Source organism: Gordonia sp. CPCC 205515 (assembly GCF_048537925.1).
Taxonomy (GTDB): domain Bacteria; phylum Actinomycetota; class Actinomycetes; order Mycobacteriales; family Mycobacteriaceae; genus Gordonia.
In genome coordinates this window covers 49,609-65,785 of record NZ_JBCLVJ010000006.1, presented here as the reverse complement: position 1 = coordinate 65,785, position 16,177 = coordinate 49,609, and the positions used below count along the sequence as shown (strand labels likewise).

Sequence of the window (16,177 nt, the reverse complement as noted above, 5' to 3'; positions counted from 1 at the left end):
CTCATGAACATCACCATGATTCTCGATATGACGTCAAGCGTCGACGACAGATTGGTCATCACGGCCGGTCGACGATCGGTTACTGCGGCCGAACTCGCGGTGTTGGCGGGTCGCGCGGCGCACGGGGTGCGCAGTAGCAGCGCGGTCGTCTACGAGGGTGTCAACCATCTCGCCTATCCCGTTGCCCTGTTCGGCGCAGCCCTGGCCGGCATTCCGTTTGTGCCGCTGAACTATCGACTCAGTGACACCGCATTGGCGACCTTGGAGGCGAAACATCCGGGCGCAACAATCCTGCGCTCGGAAGACCTCGACCGGTGGATTGCCGAACTCGACGACGCGCCGGATGCCCCACTCGACGACCTGGGCACCGATCTCACGGACCCCGACGCGATTGCGGTGATCATCTACACCAGCGGTACCACGTCCGAACCCAAGGCCGCGGTACTCCGTCATCGGCATCTGTTGGCGTATGTGCTCAACACCCTGGAGTTCAACTCCGCCGAGGTCGGAGATGCGGCGTTGGTGGCGGTGCCGCCGTATCACATTGCCGGACTGACCAATCTGATGTCGAACCTGTACACGGGCCGCCGCGTGGTCTACGCCAGTGGATTCGATGCCCGCGAGTGGGTCGACACGGTGCGGTCGGAATCGGTGACGCACGCGATGCTGGTCCCGACGATGCTCGCCCGTGTCGTCGAGGTGCTGGCTGCGGAAGCCGAGACCCTGCCGTCGCTGGCCAGCCTCGCCTACGGTGGCGCCCGCACACCGCGAGCGGTGATCGAAAGAGCGCTGGAGCTGTTGCCCGACACCGGTTTCGTCAACGCCTACGGGCTGACCGAGACCGCGTCGTCGATCGCCGTCCTCGGTCCCGACGATCACCGGACGGCGATCGCGTCCGACGTGCCCGGTATCCGGGCACGATTGGGATCTGTCGGACGGCCACTACCCGGAGTGGAGATCGAGATCCGCGACGAGTCGGGTGCGGTTCTGCCGCCCGACACCGACGGCCTGGTCTTTGTCCGCGGTGACCAGATTTCGGGAGAATACGGCAACCGCAGCGTCCTCGATCCCGAAGGATGGTTCGCCACCAAAGATCTCGGCCGACTCGATGCCGACGGCTATCTGTTCATCGAAGGCCGCGCCGACGACACGATCATTCGAGGTGGCGAGAACATCGCGCCCGCCGAGATCGAGGACGTCCTGCTCGAGCACCCGGCCGTCACCGAAGCGGCGGTGATCGGAGTCCCCGATCCGGACTGGGGGCAGCGGCTGGTCGCCGTCATCGTCGGTGAGGGCGACCCGGAGGAGCTCCGGTCGTGGGTTCGCGATCGGCTGCGGTCGTCGAAAACCCCCGACGCGGTGCACTTCGTCGGCGAACTCCCGCGCACCGAGACCGGGAAGCTGCTGCGTCGCAACTTGATCACCGACCTGACCGAACCGACACCCGAACTGGAGAACAACCATGCCTGAAGCCGTCATCGTCGCTGCGCGGCGGACACCGATCGGAACCGCGTTCAAGGGCACCCTGCGCGACACCGATGCCTTCGACCTCGCCGAGCACACCGTGAGCGCCGTGATGCAGGACATCGGATCGGCGCCGGTCGACGATGTGATCCTCGGGGAGGGGCTCTACGGCGGCGGGGTGATCGCCCGGCACGCGGCCATCACCGCCGGCCTCGTCGATGTGCCGGGAATGGCCGTCAACCGGCATTGCGCGGCAGGGTTGGCGGCAGTGCAGGCGGCGGCGGGCAGCATCCGTTCGGGCATGGATCGGCTCGTCCTCGCCGGCGGGGTGAACTCGGCATCCACCTCACCCAAGTCGAAGTTCCGGGTGGGCGAGGAATGGATCGAACCCTGGATGTCGCCGACCCACCCCAACCAGCCGGATGCACCGAACAAGGACATGTCCATCACCGTCGGCTGGAATTCGGCTGTTGCCGCCGGAGTTTCGCGGACCGAGATGGATGCGTGGGCGTTGCGGTCGCACCAGAACGCGATCGCCGCCATTGACGCGGGCCGCTTCGATGAGGAAGTCGTGCCGATCAAGACCGTCCACGGGTTGTTCTCCGTCGACGAGCATCCACGACGCGGGACCAGCATGGAGAAGCTGGCGGCGCTCAAGCCGCTGCATCCGGAAATCGAGGGCTTCTCCATCACCGCAGGTAACGCGAGCGGCGCGAACGACGCCGCTGCGGTGCTTGCGATCGCTGCCGACGACCTGGGGCTACCCGCGCTCGCCACCGTACGGTCCTGGGCGTCTGTCGGCGTCGAACCCGCGCAGACCGGCTTGTCGCCGGTCAAAGCGATCCCGAAAGCACTTGACCGAGCCGGACTCTCGCTCTCCGAAATCGATCTGTTCGAGATCAACGAGGCGTTTGCCGCAAACTGTGTGGCCTGTGTGAAGCTACTCGAGATCGACCCCGACAAGGTCAACGTCAGCGGTAGCGGTTGCTCGCTGGGACATCCCGTTGCGGCCAGCGGGGCGCGGATGCTCACCACTCTCGTGTACGAACTCCGCAGGCGCGGAGGCGGACTCGGGGTCGCATCGATGTGCGCCGGCGGCGGGATCGGCTCGGCGGTGGTCATCGAGGTCCATGCCTGACACCGTGACCCGGGCGACGTCCATCGCGGAACTGTTGGCGTCTGCGCGCACTGGCTCCGCGCGGGCGGCCGGACGATTGCTGACCCAGGTCGAGGGGGAGGGTCGGGCCGCGGTGCTCGACGCCATCGGTCCAGCGACCGGGCAGATCGCGGTTGTCGGGATCACCGGGCCGCCCGGCGCGGGCAAGTCGACCACGATCACCGCGTTGGTCGCCGCCTATCGGGCCGACGGCAGGCGGGTGGCGGTGCTGGCCGTCGACCCGACGTCGCCCTACAGTGGCGGAGCGTTGCTCGGCGACCGCATCCGGATGACCCAGCACATCGACGACATGGATGTACTCATCCGGTCGATGGCGACTCGCGGCCACCTCGGCGGGCTCACGTCGGCCGTCCCCGCCGCCATCCGCCTGCTCGAAGCGTTGCGGTACGACGTGGTGCTCGTCGAGACCGTCGGTGTGGGCCAATCGGAAGTAGAGGTCTCGGCGGTCGCCAATCCGACTGTCGTGGTGCTCAATCCGGGTGCCGGCGATGCGGTGCAGGCAGCCAAGGCGGGCCTGCTCGAGGTGGCCGACATTCTGGTGGTGAACAAGGCGGACCGGGAGGGCGCCGAGCAGACGGTCCGCGACCTCCGGATGGAGTCGATGGCCCCGGTGCTGACCCTCATCGCCACACGCGGTACGGGAATCGACGAGCTCGTCAACACAATCGACCAGCATCGACGTGACGATGACCCGGCACGCCGGGCCGCGCGGACACGGACGCAGATCCTGTCGCTGGCCATGACGCGATTGCGTACACATCCCGCGCTTGATGATGCGGTTGACGATGTTGTCGTCGGGCGCAGTGATGTGTATGCGGCGGTGGAGAAGCTGATCCTCTGAGACCGACTGTCACGCAACGGTGGCCTCGACTTCGACAAGCTCAGCCCGGCGGATGCGCTCGCTCGTTGGCGCTCGCGGGCTTACTCGACCAGCGGTAGGGGCGACCAGCGGTAGGGGCGACTAGCGAATGGGGGCGTCCAGCGGTAGGAGCTGCGCGATGATCTGCGGCAGCTCCACGGACGTGCGGATTCCGGGATCTGCGGCACACACGGCGGCGACGGCGTTGACCGCGCGGTTGGCGGTGTAGCCGGGGGTGGTCTCGGCCATCCGGTCCAACGGGATCGGCATGTTGACGTCGACCGAGAGTGGGGCGTCGCCGTCGACGACGACGCGCCAGCCGGTCGCCAGGAGATCCCACTGCGGCTCGACATCGGCGGTGCAGTACCAGTTGGCGCGGAATCGGAGCACCGGCCGGCCGTCTCGCATTCCGGACACGGTGATTCGTTGCGCACCAACAGTTCCTTCCAGGAGGACACCGGCAGCGATGGTGACCTCCCGCGTTGTGACACCGACCTCGCCGGCGACCTCAACCGAATCGAGTGGCACACCGAGGGACTCGGCAAGCAGTTCCAATGATGGTCCGAAACTGCCGCGCAGATACTCCAATCGGTAGTCCGCGAACTCCTGGGCCGCCGCACCGAAGCCCATCACCTCGAAGAGGAGGTCGGGCGAATCCCGTTGCGAGAGATCGGCGAACTCGTCGATGGTGATCTGATCGATCCGCCGCTGGATCGAGGCGAGGACCAGCGGAAGTGCCTCGCTGATGAAGCCCGGGCTGCTACCCGTCGAGTGTATCGACGCGCCGCCCACGCGGCACGCCCGCTCGATCCGGTCCCGCAGCTCGGCGTCCATGCTTGCCGGACGGTGGAATTCGCCACGCGTGGTGACGATGTTGATGCCCGCCTCGAGCAGTCGCGTCACTTCGGCGGCGTCGAGCGCGGCAGCCATGTAGAGCACGCAATCGGGTGCCAGCGCAATGATGTCGTCGATACTGTCGGTGGCCGTGACGCCGGTCGTCGTCGATCCGCTCAGTTCCCCGGCATCGATACCGATCTTCGCCGGAGACGTGGCGAACACCCCCGCCAGTTCCAGCCCTGGGTGCTCGATGATGCCACGTAGAGAACGTGATCCGATGTTGCCCGTCGCCCATTGGACACATCGAAGGGCCGAGGATCGTGCCGCGGCGTTTGTCGAAATGGAGGGCGCCGTCGCGGTCACGACGGCATCCGTACGACGGCCTCTTGTGCGAAAGAGGCGACCAGGGAACCACTCTGGGTGATCACGTCGCCCCGGCCATAGCACCTGCCTCCGGCGAGGATGGGACTGTCCTGCCGGATCAAGAGCCATTCGTCGGTCCGGAAGGAGCGGTGAAACCAGATTGTGTGTGACGTGACCGCGGAGTGGAACGCCGTACCGTTGCCGCCCTGGCTGAATCCCTCGAGGGGGCGCAATGCGGTTCCGATGAGCGTGAGATCTGTGGCATAGGCGGCCACGCAGGGATGAAGGCGCTCGTCATCGACAGGTGGTGTGCGCATCCATAATTCGTGGTGCGGCCGGGCGGCGGACGGATCGTCGAGATCGTCAACGGTGCGGACCTCCCACGGCAGCAGCCCGATGGTCTTGCGGGCATCGTCGCCGGGAAGCGGGGGAACGGGATCGATGGTCTGGATGTCGGGGCCGTCGTCGGGGACGTGCATGGCGACCGTCGCAACCGCGATGAGCCGGTCGCCCTGCGCGGCAGTCAGGGAGAGGGTGTCGAACGACCGTCCCTGGTGTCGTGCGTCCACATCGTAGCGGACGTCGGTGTCCACGAGGCCTTCTCGTGGAAAGTTCGTGTGGATCGAGCGGATCGACTTGTCCGGGCTTGCGAGGCCGGCCGCTGCCACGAACTGCGCGAGTAGTTGACCGCCGAACAGGCGACGATACGGCAACGACAGATTGGCGCCCTGATAGCAAGTCGTCAAACCTGGCGGCGCCGAAAGGCTTCCCGCGCCAACACCTACCGGGGTGCAATCACGGAGTTCGAGAACGGACAACAACTCACGCCAGTCAGCAGCCATCCCCAAAGTGTAATGGCAAATGCCGAATATGAGAATACGGTTCTCAACGCCGAGTCAGGCTTGTCGACTGAAACCCTGCGAACAGAATTCCCACACCTCGTCCGCGGTGAGGGGGTGATTGTCGGGGTCGTCGGTGGCCACGCTCGACTGGGCGATGAACATGACGGTCTGCATCACCATTGCCGCAATGCGTCGTGGCTGTAGTCCTTCCCGCAGTTCGTCTTCCGCGGCAGCGTCCTCGAGGAACTCGGCCAGCAGTGCGATCAGGGGCGCGTGGGCGACGCGTACCTCATTCGGGTGGGTGATGAGCAGCTGTGGTGCGAAGTCGCTGAACAATGGACGCTTGGCATTTGGGTCCGGGCGTGAGAGTTCGAACAGCAGGGTCACCGCGACGCGCACGCGGTCGATCGGGTCCTTCTCGGTCGCTGCCGCAGCGCGAATTTGGTCTGCCGACTTGCCCAGCGCGTCCTCAAACAATGCGAGCAGCAGTTCGTGCTTGCCGTCGAACTGAAGGTAGAAGCTGCGCAGTGACTGCTTGGACCGCTCGACCACCTCTTGCACCGTGAACTCTGTGGTGCCCTTCTCGGTGATGATCGCCTGGGCGGCATCGAGGAAGCGCTGGACACGTTGTTCGGCCCGCAACTTGGCAGTCTTGATGGATCGTTCGACCGCGCGTTGCTTCCATGCGGGCTCGTCGTTGGCGCTGGTCACCGCGTCGACTCTCCCTCGAGTTGCACATGCATGTCGCGAGTTTAGCCCAGTGAACCTTCGGTTGTGGCGAAGGCCGTTGCAAAAAGCGGAAGTATTCCATTCGCGGAAAGAGAACGCTATTCTCTCATTATGTATAGATCAGTCTCGCAACTATCTGGATCCGGCGGGACAGGCAACGCGCAGAGAGAGGAGTGCCAGTGCTCGTAGAGTTCGATTCCGATCAGCGCCTATGGGGCAAGACCGTGCGGGACCTATTGGCCAAGGAATGCTCGCCGGTCTGGGTGCGGCAGGTCGTCGACGACGGCGTCGACCCGTCGCCGCTCTGGCGTACCTACGTCGAGCAGGGATTCACCGAGTTGACCGACGCCGGAGACGCGGTGGAGCTGGCGATCGCGCTCGAGGCGATGGGTGCGGCGACCGACCCGACGCCCTTTCTTGCGACCGTGACGCAGTTCGCTCCGCTGGCCGGCGCACTCGGCGACCCGGGCCGACCGGGAGCTGCTGTATCCAAGGGTGTTTCGGCGCATCTGAGTGATGGAGGGTGGGTGCTGTCGGGGACGTGCCGCACGGTCCTCGACGGCGACCGGGCCGAGCAGTTCGCCATTGCCACCGCTGCAGGTGTGTTCGTCGTGCCCGCCGATGGTGTCATCGTCACACGTGTACCGTCGTTCGATCCGCTGCTGCACATCGCCGACGTGACCTTTCCGTCACTGCGCGTTGATGATTCACAACGCAATCCGGTATCGGACGTGGGTCGTGCGGCCGCCACGGCGCTCATGGGTCTCTCCATCACGATGGTGGGTGCGTGTCAGCGGATTCTCGATCTTGCGCTCGAACACGTGCGCAACCGTCAACAGTTCGGTGTCGCGATCGGCAGCTTCCAGGCCGTCAAACACAAGGCCGCCGACATGCATGTCGCGATCGAACGAGCTCGCGCGCTAGCGTATTACAGCGCGCTGACCATCGCCACCGACAGCCCGGACGTTCGCCTCGCGGCATCGATGGCGAAAGCGTCGGCCGGCGAATGTCAATCCATCGTGTTCCGCAACGGATATCAGCTCTTTGGCGCCATGGGATACACGTGGGAGAACGATCTGCAGTTCCCCCTCAAACGGGCCAAAGCCGGAGAGCTGATGCTCGGCGGCACCGACGAACACCGGGCACTGATCACCGAGGAGTACCGTGCAGCTCAAGTTTGACGACGACGTCGAAGAGTTTCGCGCCGAGTTCATCGCGTTTCTCGACGAGCATCTGCCGAGCGAGGCCGAGGCCACCCGGCGTACGAAATCCAGTGCGGACATACCGGATTGGGCCCGCGAGTGGCAGCGCATCCAGTTCGACAACGGTTGGCTGCAACCGGGGAATCCACCGGAGTTCGGTGGCCGCAACGCCGGCATCCTGCAGCAGTATGTCCACCTCGACGAATTGTCCCGACGGCGGATCTATCACAGCTACAACCCGCAAGGGCTCGGGATCATCGCGGCGTCGTTGCTGACTTTCGGCACCGCCGAGCAGAAGCAGAAGTGGGCGGTGCGGATTCTCCGAGCCGAGATCACCGCGTCGCTCGGCATGAGTGAACCCGGCGCCGGTTCAGATCTCGCCTCGTTGCGGACCAAGGCCCGCCTCGACGGCGACGAGTTCGTCGTCAACGGGCAGAAGGTATGGACCTCGGGTGCCCATGATGCCGACGTCCTGCTCACCTTCGTGCGAACAGACCCGGACGCGCCGAAGCACAAGGGAATCAGTGCGATCATGATCCCGACCGATCTGCCGGGCGTCACCCGCAGACCGTTCGGCGCCATCTCGTCGCGGACGGATCTGGACTTCAACGAGGTCTTCTTCGAAGATGTGCGGGTGCCCGCCGAGAATCTCATCGGTGAGCTCAACCAGGGCTGGTTCGTCGCCAACGGTTCTCTCGGCCATGAGCGAACTCTGTTGTGGCTCAGCTTTGCTGAACGGCTGGAAGATCTTCTGCGGGACTTCCGGCCGCAGACGGTCCTGGATCGTGATCGGTACGCCACCCTGGTCATGGACAGTCACGCGTTGCGGTTGCTCGGATCGCAGGCCCTCGGCCGCGCCGCACGTGGTGAGCAGGATGTGCCGGCGCTCTCGGTGCTGAAGCTGATGGGATCCGAGGCCGTGCAGAACGCCACCGAGCACGCGCTCGCCGCTGCCGGGGGTGATGGCTTCGTACATCCCGCACTGACGGCCCCGTACAACCATATGGACCTCGAAATGCTCTACACGAGTTGGTTTGAGCGATACGCCCGCAGTTTCGGGTACACGATCGCCGGCGGCACGTCGGAAATCCAGCGCAACGTCATCGCCGAACGTGTTCTCGGACTTCCCCGCCGCTGAGGCAACAACTGTGGAGGAAACATGAACATTCTGTACGAGGTCGCCGACAAGATTGCGACGATCACCCTCAACCGACCCGAGGTCGCCAACGCGCAGAACGCGGCGTTACTCGACGAACTCGATGCTGCGTGGACCAAGGCCGCCGACGACCCCGAGGTTGCGGTCATCGTCCTGCGTGGTGCGGGCAAACACTTCTCGGCGGGACACGACCTCAAGGGTGGTGGACCCCGGCCGGACAAGATCACCCTCGAGATGATCTACGGCGGCGAGGCGCGCAGATACCTCGAGTACAGCCTGCGCTGGCGCAACACTCCGAAGCCGAGCATCGCTGCGGTGCAGGGGCGATGCATCGCGGGCGGACTCCTGCTGTGCTGGCCGTGCGACCTGATCATCGCTGCCGACGACGCGAAGTTCTCCGACCCGGTGGTCATGATGGGCATCGGCGGCGTCGAATACCACGGCCACACATGGGAACTCGGTCCGCGCAAGGCCAAGGAGATCCTGTTCACCGGTCGGCCGTTCACCGCGGAGGAGGCCGAGAAGACCGGCATGGTCAATGTTGTTGTGCCGCGGGCCGAACTCGACGACCGGACCGAGGAGATGGCGCGGACGATCGCTGCGATGCCGCCATTCGCTCTGCGTCAGGCCAAGCGGGCGGTCAACCAGACCCTCGATGTCCAGGGGTTCTACGCGGCGATCCAGTCGGTATTCGACATCCACCAGACGGGACACGGAAATGCTCTGAGCGTGAACGACTTCCCGATCCTCGTGCAGCTCGACGAGATGAAGGCGAGGATGGGGTGAGTCGAGAGAGTGAGGCCAATTCGGTTACCGCGCAACAGACGTGACCGGATCAAGATTCGCAAAACGGTCGATAAGCATTGCTGATCCGATATTCTCGATCATGAGAATGTCATTGCCATCTCGTTCGCCGACATCCATGGTCGACGATCTCTTCTCGTAACATCCTGGGCGCTCGCAGGTTTCGAGCGCTCGTCAGAAAGGACCCCACCATGCGTGGATCACTCATCGGGCGCACGCTTGTCGCCTGTGCCGGCGCAGCCCTCATCGTCGGTGCCGCAAGCGGATGTAGCTCCGATTCCGACGACACGGCCTCCAGTGCGACGTCGTCGGCGGTCGCTACCTCCAGCGCGCCGGCTACTGCCGATGCGGCCACCACCAAGGAGATCACCGACGCCTACACCGTGTTCTTCAACGGTCAGACGCCTCCGGACCAGCGTGCGGCGCTGATCCAGAACGGTGCGGCGTTCACCCCGGTTCTCCAAGGGCTGACGCAGAATCCGCAGTCCACGGCGACGACAGTCGCAGTCAAGAACGTCACACTGACGGACCCGACTCACGCCGACGTGACGTTCGACCTCCTGATGGGCGGCAAGGTCGTGATGCCCGATCAAAGCGGCCAAGCGGTGCAGGAGGAGGGCACGTGGAAGGTTGCCAGCGAAACCTTCTGCACCCTGATGTCGGTGCAGGGTGACGGTGGGCAGATTCCCGCCTGCGCCTGACAATTTCGCTGATCGAGCGGTTGTTTCCGTAGCGATGGAGATCACCATTTCCCGCTGATCGAGTAAGCGAGGAGCGCTAGCGACGAGCGCATCGAGATCGCCTTACGGGGTCTCGATGCGCTCGCTCGCTGGCGCTCGCGGGCTTACTCGACCGGCGGAAAAGGCGAGACTCTTCCCGGCTCACGTTGGCCGCCTGCGGCGGCCCTGGTCACTTACTCGACCAGCGAAGGGGCGTGCCTTTTTCCGCTGATCGAGCGCATCGAGATCAACAGGCAGAATTACAGATTGACCAGTCGGGGAGTGGTCCCGGTGGTGCGGAGGATGCCGCCGATCTCGCGGGTGAGGTCGCGACTGCTGCCGAGGAGGGCGTCGAGCAGGAGGATGCGACGGGCGTGGCGATGGAAGCTGTGTTCGGCGGTGAAGCCGATGCCGCCCAAGACCTGCTGTACGTTGCGTGAGGTGATCAGCGCGGCGCGGCCGGCGGCGGCCTTGGCGAGCATGGCGCCGAGGTCGTCGCCGGCGTGTGCCAAGGTGGCCTCGGCGCCTTCGATCGCGACGAGGGTTTCTGCCAGACGGTGACGTACCGCCTGAAAAGCGGCGATGGGGCGGCCGAATTGTGTTCTGTCCAAGGCATGGTCACGGGCAAGGGTCAGCATCGCGCGACTGCTGCCGACGAGCCACCAGCCGAGTGCGAGACGCGCCCGCACCATCGGAATGTCGATACCGCCGGGAACCTCGGACAAGGGAAGGTCGGGGTCGATCGACTCGTGACCGGTCGCGTCGTCGGAGCGCGACCATTCGAGCCAACGGCCGCCGGCAAAGGGAAGCGGGACCGTCGATCCCAGCGGTTCGCCCGACGAATCGAGTACGACGTCGTTGAGAACCGAGGCGTGTGAGCCGGTGTCACCAAGCAGTCGGAATACGAGCGGTATCGCGATATCCGGAAAGTCGGTCAGCATCTCCGGCCAGCCGAGGTCGGCGAGCGATTTGTCCAGCGCGATACCGGAATCCGACGTCATGATCTTGCGCAGGCTGGCTGCGAGCAGGTCCTGGTCGTCGCTATCCACTGTCTCCCTTTCCGAGATCGAGCAATCGTCGCGCGATGATGTTGCGCTGGATTTCCGCGGTGCCGCCGTAGATGGTGGCCGCCCGCGAGTAGAGGTATTCCGAGCGCAGTACCGGGTCGGACCACTCGATGGCCCCGGGCACGAGATCGCGGTAGGTATCGAACAATTGCTGCTCGGCGGTCGCGAGCAGCACCTTGTCGACGGAGGTCTCCGGGCCGAGTCGCCCACCAGCCCCAAGTCGCTGTTGCGTGGCATACGAGCGGCATCGCACGGTGTGGGCGGCCAGATAGGCCGCGCCCAGGTCCAAGTCATCGATCGGATCGGCCTGCTGGACAAGTGAATCGACGGTGGCATATAGGTAGGCGATGCGATGCCAGAAGCACGTCGAGCGTTCATGCGGCAAGAGGTCCATCGCCAGACGCCACCCGTCGCCCGGCGCTCCGAGCATACGGCCGGCGGGGACCGCGACGTCGTCGAAGAACACCTCGGCGAACTCGTCGACGCCGTGCATCGTCCGGAGTGGGCGCACGGTGATACCGGGGGTGTCCATGTCCACGAAGAAGGCGGTGATGCCGTCGTGGCCGGGCGCGGTTCGGGTCAATAGGACGCAGCGTTGGGCGAACTGGGCCAGACTTGTCCACACCTTCTGTCCGTTGATGATCCACTCGTCGTCACGTTGCTCCGCCCGAGTGCTCAGCGATGCCAGATCACTGCCGGAACCGGGCTCGGAGAAGCCTTGGCACCACTGCTCGTCGCCGTTGAGCAGTCGCGGCACCATCTCGGCAGCGAGTTCGGGACGCGCATACGAGATCACCGTCGGCGCAAGCACTTCGATCATGGAGTAGATGCCGGGCTCGGCGAGATTGCGGGTCGCGACCTCTTCGCCAAGGATCGCGCGCAGGACCGCGGGCCCGTCGAGACCACCGACCTCGGCAGGCCAGCCGTACCGCATCCAGTCCGCGTCGAAAAGCGCCCGCCGCACACGGGACAACTGAGCGACCTGCGCATCGAACGATATGTCCTCGCCGGGGGTGAGGTCGTGTGTGTCGAGCCAGTCGCGCACCGCCGTCCGGAACTCAGCGGGAGTCATTCCGAGCTGAACGAAATCGCGTGCGGACGACCGGAATTGTGCTCGCCGTTGCGCCGGATGAACGTCATGGCGCGGGTCTTGAGTCGCCACCCGTCGGTCGTGCGGACATAGGTGTCGTTGTAGTAACCGATCCGCATGTCCTGTTGGGTGTGATCGATGAAGCACAGCGGCTGGGTGCCGGTCGCGGTGTCGCCGTCGAGGTCGATCAGTGCGGTGCCGGTGAGGAACAACCCCTTGGGTGCGGCCTCGACCAGACGTGGGAACTGATCGAGCGGGTAGATCTCGCCGAAGGCGCTGTAGCTACCGTCCGGCGTGAACACCGACACCACCCCGGCGGTGTCCGCGCGGGTCATCGTCACCGCATACTTGGCGAGCAGCTGTTCGATCTCGAGGAGATCGTCATTTCTGGACAACGACCTTGCCGCCTTTCATCACGAAACGAACATCCTGGGTTACGGTGATGTCTTCCAACGGGTTTCCGGGCACGGCAATGATGTCGGCGAGCAAACCGTCGGCGATTCGGCCACGATCGGTGACCCGGATCAGCTCGGCAGCGGTCACAGTCGCGGCACGCAACACCGCGTCGGGCGGCATGCCCCGATCCACCAGTGCGACCATCTCATCGGCGTTCTTGCCGTGCGGGATCGCCGGCGCGTCTGTGCCGACGGCGATCTTGACCCCGGCGTCGTAGGCCTTCTTCACCGAGATCCGAGCCTTGGGAAACATCTCGGCCGCCTTCGCCTGTAGTTCCGGCGGAGAGTGGGAGACGTCCATCGCATCCGCGAGGCGCGTTGTGGGTACCAGAAAGGTGTCGTTGGCGACGAGCATCTTGATCGCCTCGTCATCCATCAGGAATCCGTGCTCGATGCAGTCGATGCCTGCACGCACGGCCTCCTTGACCGCCTCGGCGCCGTGCGTGTGGGACGCCACTCGCAAGCCACGACGATGCGCCTCGTCGACGATCGCGCACAGTTCGTCGAACGAATAGTGCTGTGCGCCAGGCTCACCGGTCATGGACATGACCCCGCCGGATACGCAGACCTTGATCAGCTGTGCGCCGTGCTTGATCTGATACCGCACCGCCTTGCGGACCTCGTCGACCCCGTTGGCGATGCCTTCCTCGAGCGTCAGATCCAGCACGCCCGGGGCGAACGCCGCGAACATCGTCGGGTCGAGATGTCCACCGGTGGGGGTGATGGCGTGGCCGGCCGGGACGATGCGCGGGCCGTCGATCCACCCCTTGTCGATGGCGTTGCCGAGGGCGACGTCGAGCAGGTAGCCGCCGGTCTTGACGAACAGGCCGAGGTTGCGGACGGTGGTGAAGCCCGCACGCAGCGTGCGGCGGGCATTGCCCACCGCACGCAGCATCCGGGTGGGGGGATCGTCCTGCACGGTGGAGTAGACGGGGCGCTCACCGCGCCCGCCCATCAGCAGGTTGACCTCCATGTCCATCAAGCCGGGCAGGAGGATCTGATCGCCGAGATCGATGACCTGGCCCTCGGGTTCACCGCCGACCCCGCCGATCCGGCCTTCGTCGATGGGGACGATGCCCGGAGTGATGAGCTCGCCCGCATCGACGTCGACGATCCCCGCGGCTTTGAGGGTGATCATCAGACCACGGGTTCGGTGATGAGTTCGGCCCAGGCCGCCCCACTGTCGGGGACCCGCGGCTGCTTCCACACCTCCACCGGGAACGACACCATCACCAACGACTGCATGAGGTGGATCAGCGACCGGACATCCTCGGGCAGATCGTCGAGGTCGAACTTGTCGCCGTACACGCACGCATCCTCGAGGCGGGCCATGCCCGCGTCGTAGAACTCCTGCATCTCCGGCATGGTCGAGGCCAACCGCTTGGCGTAGCGTTCGGCCTCGGTGGGCAGGCACCAGTCGGAGAAGCGCTCCAGGTCGGCGAATTCAGCTGGCAGCTTTGGCATCTTCGTACTCCTTGACGTAATCGACGGCCATCTTGTGCAGGTGACGCAGGAGGACTTCCTGGTCACAGAGCGGGAAGTCGGTGACGGTCCGCGTTTCCAGCATCTTCTGCGTTGCCTCGAGCGTGTTGGCATCCTGCAACGCGTACTCCTTGAACGTCACCGCGGCCAGTTCCTGCGAGAGACGATCTCGAACGGTCTTCGGCGGCACAAAGTAGAGGTTCGCCTCGAAGATGTGCTTGTTCACCGCAGTCGGCCAGTACTGGTAGGTGATGACCCACCCGGGTGCCCAGAACAGCACCGACAAGTTCGGGAAGATCTCGAACTCGTCCACACCCCACGGCACGGCACCGGCCGGATTGATGGCCGGCGGCAATGGATCCAGGCCCTCGATGTCGGGGCGGTCCCACGGACCGAACAAACCGGACCGCAGGATCCGTTCGATCGGCTTGACCATGCCCAGATCCTTTGGCGGCGACATACCGCCCCACGACGAGATCATCGAATGCGGGCTCTGCAGGTCGTAGTGCAGGGCCTCGAAGCCAACCTTCATCAGCTTGTCCGCCTCGTCCTTGACCGCCTGCTTCTGGTGCAGCACCGGGGCGTGATAGAACTCGGCGAAGGCGTCGATGAACAGCTTCCAGTTGCTGCCGATCTCGGCACGATAGCTGTAGACCTCGGTCATCTCATGGAACGGATAGCCCTTGATCCCTTGGCCGTAGGCGCCCAGGTACTCCTCGAGGGATTCGGCGTTCGGGTCGAGATTGATGAAGATGAAGCCTTCCCAGATCTCGCACCGGACCGACTTGAGGCCGTATTGGTTCTTGTCGAGGTCGAAGAACTCACCTTCCTGCTGGACGTAGCTGAGATCGCCGGTGAGGTCGTATCGCCAGGCGTGGTACTTGCAGGTGAACTGACGGCAGGTGCCGGAGGTCTCCTCGTTGGGGAAGTCGTCCCACACCAGCTTGTTTCCGCGGTGCCGGCAGACGTTGTGGAACGCGCGGACGACGTCGTCCTTGCCCTTCACGATGATGAGCGAGGTGTTCACCACCGGGAGTTCGCGCGTGAAGTAACTACCCTTCTTGGGCAGTCGCTCGACGCGTCCGACGTGCAGCCAGGTCTTCTTGAAGATGGCTTCGCGTTCGGCCTCGTAGAACTCGGGATCGATGGAGTCGGTGTAGTCGACGGGCTCGGTGCCGAGGCCGTCGAAGCTCTCGGTCCAACTACCCGCCTCGGGTTTCTTGAAGTGTGCCAACGGTTTACCTTTCGTACTCGGGCTGTAGTTCACGATCCGGCTCGATGCCGAACGTGTTGAAGGCCATGGACAATGTGGAGTAGGCGCCGACAGTGAAGACGAGGTCCATCAGCTGTCGGTCGTCGAAGTCGTTCTGCAGGGCGCACCACGTGTCGTCGAGGATCGCGTGATGGTGGTGGAGTTCGGCGACGGCGTCGAGGACGTGCTGCTCCACCGGGTCGAGCGCGACGCCGCGTCGCGCGTCCTCGATCTCCGCGAGGGTCATGCCGGCCGCCTGTCCCATCCCGGTGTGGTGCTCGATCTCATACGGCGACGCACTGAGTTCGGCAATCCGCAGGATCGCCACTTCGCGAATCCGGTCGGAGAGGGTGGACCCGAAGAGCAGGTGCACATTGAAGGGCATGAATGCTTTGACGAGGTCGGGGTGGCGGACGAGCGTCGACAGGGCATTGCCGGCGCCCACGGGATTGCGCCGCCGCCGGGGCAGCATCCCGGCGAGCGCGGCATCGACGTCGTCGTCCCATTGGTCCGACGGCAAGGGTGTCAGACGCATATGAACCTCCTCGTGGTGAGAATTACGTTCTCATCGATGGATACTACATTCTCACGGCGGAGTCTGTCCGTCAATCCGCAAGTTGCCTTCGGTGGAAGTGGCGACCCGGCCCGACGTGTGGGTGTGATGCCTATTCGCGGCTGT

Annotated in this window: 17 protein-coding genes; 7 read left to right on the top strand and 10 right to left on the bottom strand. The window is 64.6% G+C overall.

Annotated elements, in window-relative coordinates:
* Positions 1-3: 3 nt before the first annotated feature.
* Genes AAFP30_RS08920 through meaB form a run of 3 tightly spaced genes read left to right on the top strand, consistent with a single transcriptional unit; the run spans position 4 to position 3,482 of the window.
* Complete coding sequence (locus AAFP30_RS08920; protein ID WP_419229536.1) at positions 4-1,470, top strand: class I adenylate-forming enzyme family protein; 1,467 nt, start codon at positions 4-6, stop codon at positions 1,468-1,470.
* A complete protein-coding gene (locus AAFP30_RS08915) occupies positions 1,463-2,602 on the top strand; it encodes a thiolase family protein (RefSeq protein ID WP_419229535.1) in 1,140 nt (379 codons plus the stop codon). Before AAFP30_RS08920 ends, AAFP30_RS08915 begins: the two co-directional genes overlap by 8 nt.
* Positions 2,595-3,482, top strand: coding sequence for a methylmalonyl Co-A mutase-associated GTPase MeaB (meaB, locus tag AAFP30_RS08910; RefSeq protein WP_419229534.1), 888 nt, complete (start codon positions 2,595-2,597; stop codon positions 3,480-3,482). Before AAFP30_RS08915 ends, meaB begins: the two co-directional genes overlap by 8 nt.
* A 120-nt stretch (positions 3,483-3,602) precedes the next feature.
* Here the strand turns inward: meaB and AAFP30_RS08905 are convergent, their stop codons facing one another.
* The 3 genes from AAFP30_RS08905 to AAFP30_RS08895 all read right to left on the bottom strand — a co-directional run bounded on the left by AAFP30_RS08905 (position 3,603) and on the right by AAFP30_RS08895 (position 6,253).
* Positions 3,603-4,559 (bottom strand): dihydrodipicolinate reductase, encoded by a 957-nt coding sequence (locus tag AAFP30_RS08905; RefSeq protein WP_419229533.1) that lies wholly within the window; start codon positions 4,557-4,559, stop codon positions 3,603-3,605.
* Between the two features lie 137 nt (positions 4,560-4,696).
* Positions 4,697-5,542 carry an acyl-CoA thioesterase gene (locus AAFP30_RS08900; protein ID WP_419229532.1) on the bottom strand — a complete coding sequence of 282 codons (846 nt, stop codon included), beginning with the start codon at positions 5,540-5,542 and terminating at the stop codon, positions 4,697-4,699.
* A 54-nt stretch (positions 5,543-5,596) separates the two neighbouring features.
* Positions 5,597-6,253: a TetR/AcrR family transcriptional regulator gene (locus AAFP30_RS08895; protein WP_419229531.1), complete on the bottom strand. Its 657-nt coding sequence runs from the start codon at positions 6,251-6,253 to the stop codon at positions 5,597-5,599.
* Positions 6,254-6,450: 197 nt separating this feature from the next.
* On the opposite strand from AAFP30_RS08895, the gene AAFP30_RS08890 reads away from it, so the two are divergent.
* From AAFP30_RS08890 to AAFP30_RS08875, 4 genes are all read left to right on the top strand, one after another.
* Positions 6,451-7,452: an acyl-CoA dehydrogenase family protein gene (locus tag AAFP30_RS08890; protein WP_419229530.1), complete on the top strand. Its 1,002-nt coding sequence runs from the start codon at positions 6,451-6,453 to the stop codon at positions 7,450-7,452.
* Positions 7,436-8,611 (top strand): acyl-CoA dehydrogenase family protein, encoded by a 1,176-nt coding sequence (locus AAFP30_RS08885; protein ID WP_419229529.1) that lies wholly within the window; start codon positions 7,436-7,438, stop codon positions 8,609-8,611. The genes AAFP30_RS08890 and AAFP30_RS08885 overlap by 17 nt, the downstream gene beginning before the upstream one ends.
* Positions 8,612-8,632: 21 nt before the next feature.
* Positions 8,633-9,415, top strand: a complete 783-nt coding sequence (locus tag AAFP30_RS08880) for an enoyl-CoA hydratase (protein WP_419229528.1) — start codon at positions 8,633-8,635, stop codon at positions 9,413-9,415.
* 209 nt (positions 9,416-9,624) lie between these two features.
* Positions 9,625-10,134 (top strand): hypothetical protein, encoded by a 510-nt coding sequence (locus AAFP30_RS08875; RefSeq protein ID WP_419229527.1) that lies wholly within the window; start codon positions 9,625-9,627, stop codon positions 10,132-10,134.
* Positions 10,135-10,412: 278 nt separating this feature from the next.
* On the opposite strand, the gene AAFP30_RS08870 is transcribed toward AAFP30_RS08875, so the two are convergent.
* From AAFP30_RS08870 to AAFP30_RS08840, 7 genes are read right to left on the bottom strand one after another with little or no spacing between them, the layout of a single operon-like run.
* Positions 10,413-11,201, bottom strand: coding sequence for an acyl-CoA dehydrogenase family protein (locus AAFP30_RS08870; protein ID WP_419229526.1), 789 nt, complete (start codon positions 11,199-11,201; stop codon positions 10,413-10,415).
* Positions 11,194-12,291, bottom strand: coding sequence for an acyl-CoA dehydrogenase family protein (locus tag AAFP30_RS08865; RefSeq protein WP_419229525.1), 1,098 nt, complete (start codon positions 12,289-12,291; stop codon positions 11,194-11,196). The genes AAFP30_RS08870 and AAFP30_RS08865 overlap by 8 nt, the downstream gene beginning before the upstream one ends.
* The gene (locus AAFP30_RS08860) at positions 12,288-12,704 is read right to left on the bottom strand and encodes a nuclear transport factor 2 family protein (RefSeq protein ID WP_419229524.1); all 417 of its coding nucleotides are present in this window, start codon (positions 12,702-12,704) and stop codon (positions 12,288-12,290) included. Before AAFP30_RS08860 ends, AAFP30_RS08865 begins: the two co-directional genes overlap by 4 nt.
* A complete protein-coding gene (locus AAFP30_RS08855; protein ID WP_419229523.1) occupies positions 12,691-13,902 on the bottom strand; it encodes an amidohydrolase family protein in 1,212 nt (403 codons plus the stop codon). Before AAFP30_RS08855 ends, AAFP30_RS08860 begins: the two co-directional genes overlap by 14 nt.
* Entirely contained in the window at positions 13,902-14,228 is a 327-nt protein-coding gene (locus tag AAFP30_RS08850) for a hypothetical protein (RefSeq protein WP_419229522.1), read from the bottom strand. Before AAFP30_RS08850 ends, AAFP30_RS08855 begins: the two co-directional genes overlap by 1 nt.
* Complete coding sequence (locus AAFP30_RS08845) at positions 14,209-15,480, bottom strand: aromatic ring-hydroxylating oxygenase subunit alpha (protein WP_419229521.1); 1,272 nt, start codon at positions 15,478-15,480, stop codon at positions 14,209-14,211. The genes AAFP30_RS08850 and AAFP30_RS08845 overlap by 20 nt, the downstream gene beginning before the upstream one ends.
* Before the next feature lie 4 nt (positions 15,481-15,484).
* Positions 15,485-16,033: a carboxymuconolactone decarboxylase family protein gene (locus AAFP30_RS08840; protein WP_419229520.1), complete on the bottom strand. Its 549-nt coding sequence runs from the start codon at positions 16,031-16,033 to the stop codon at positions 15,485-15,487.
* Positions 16,034-16,177 lie beyond the last annotated feature (144 nt).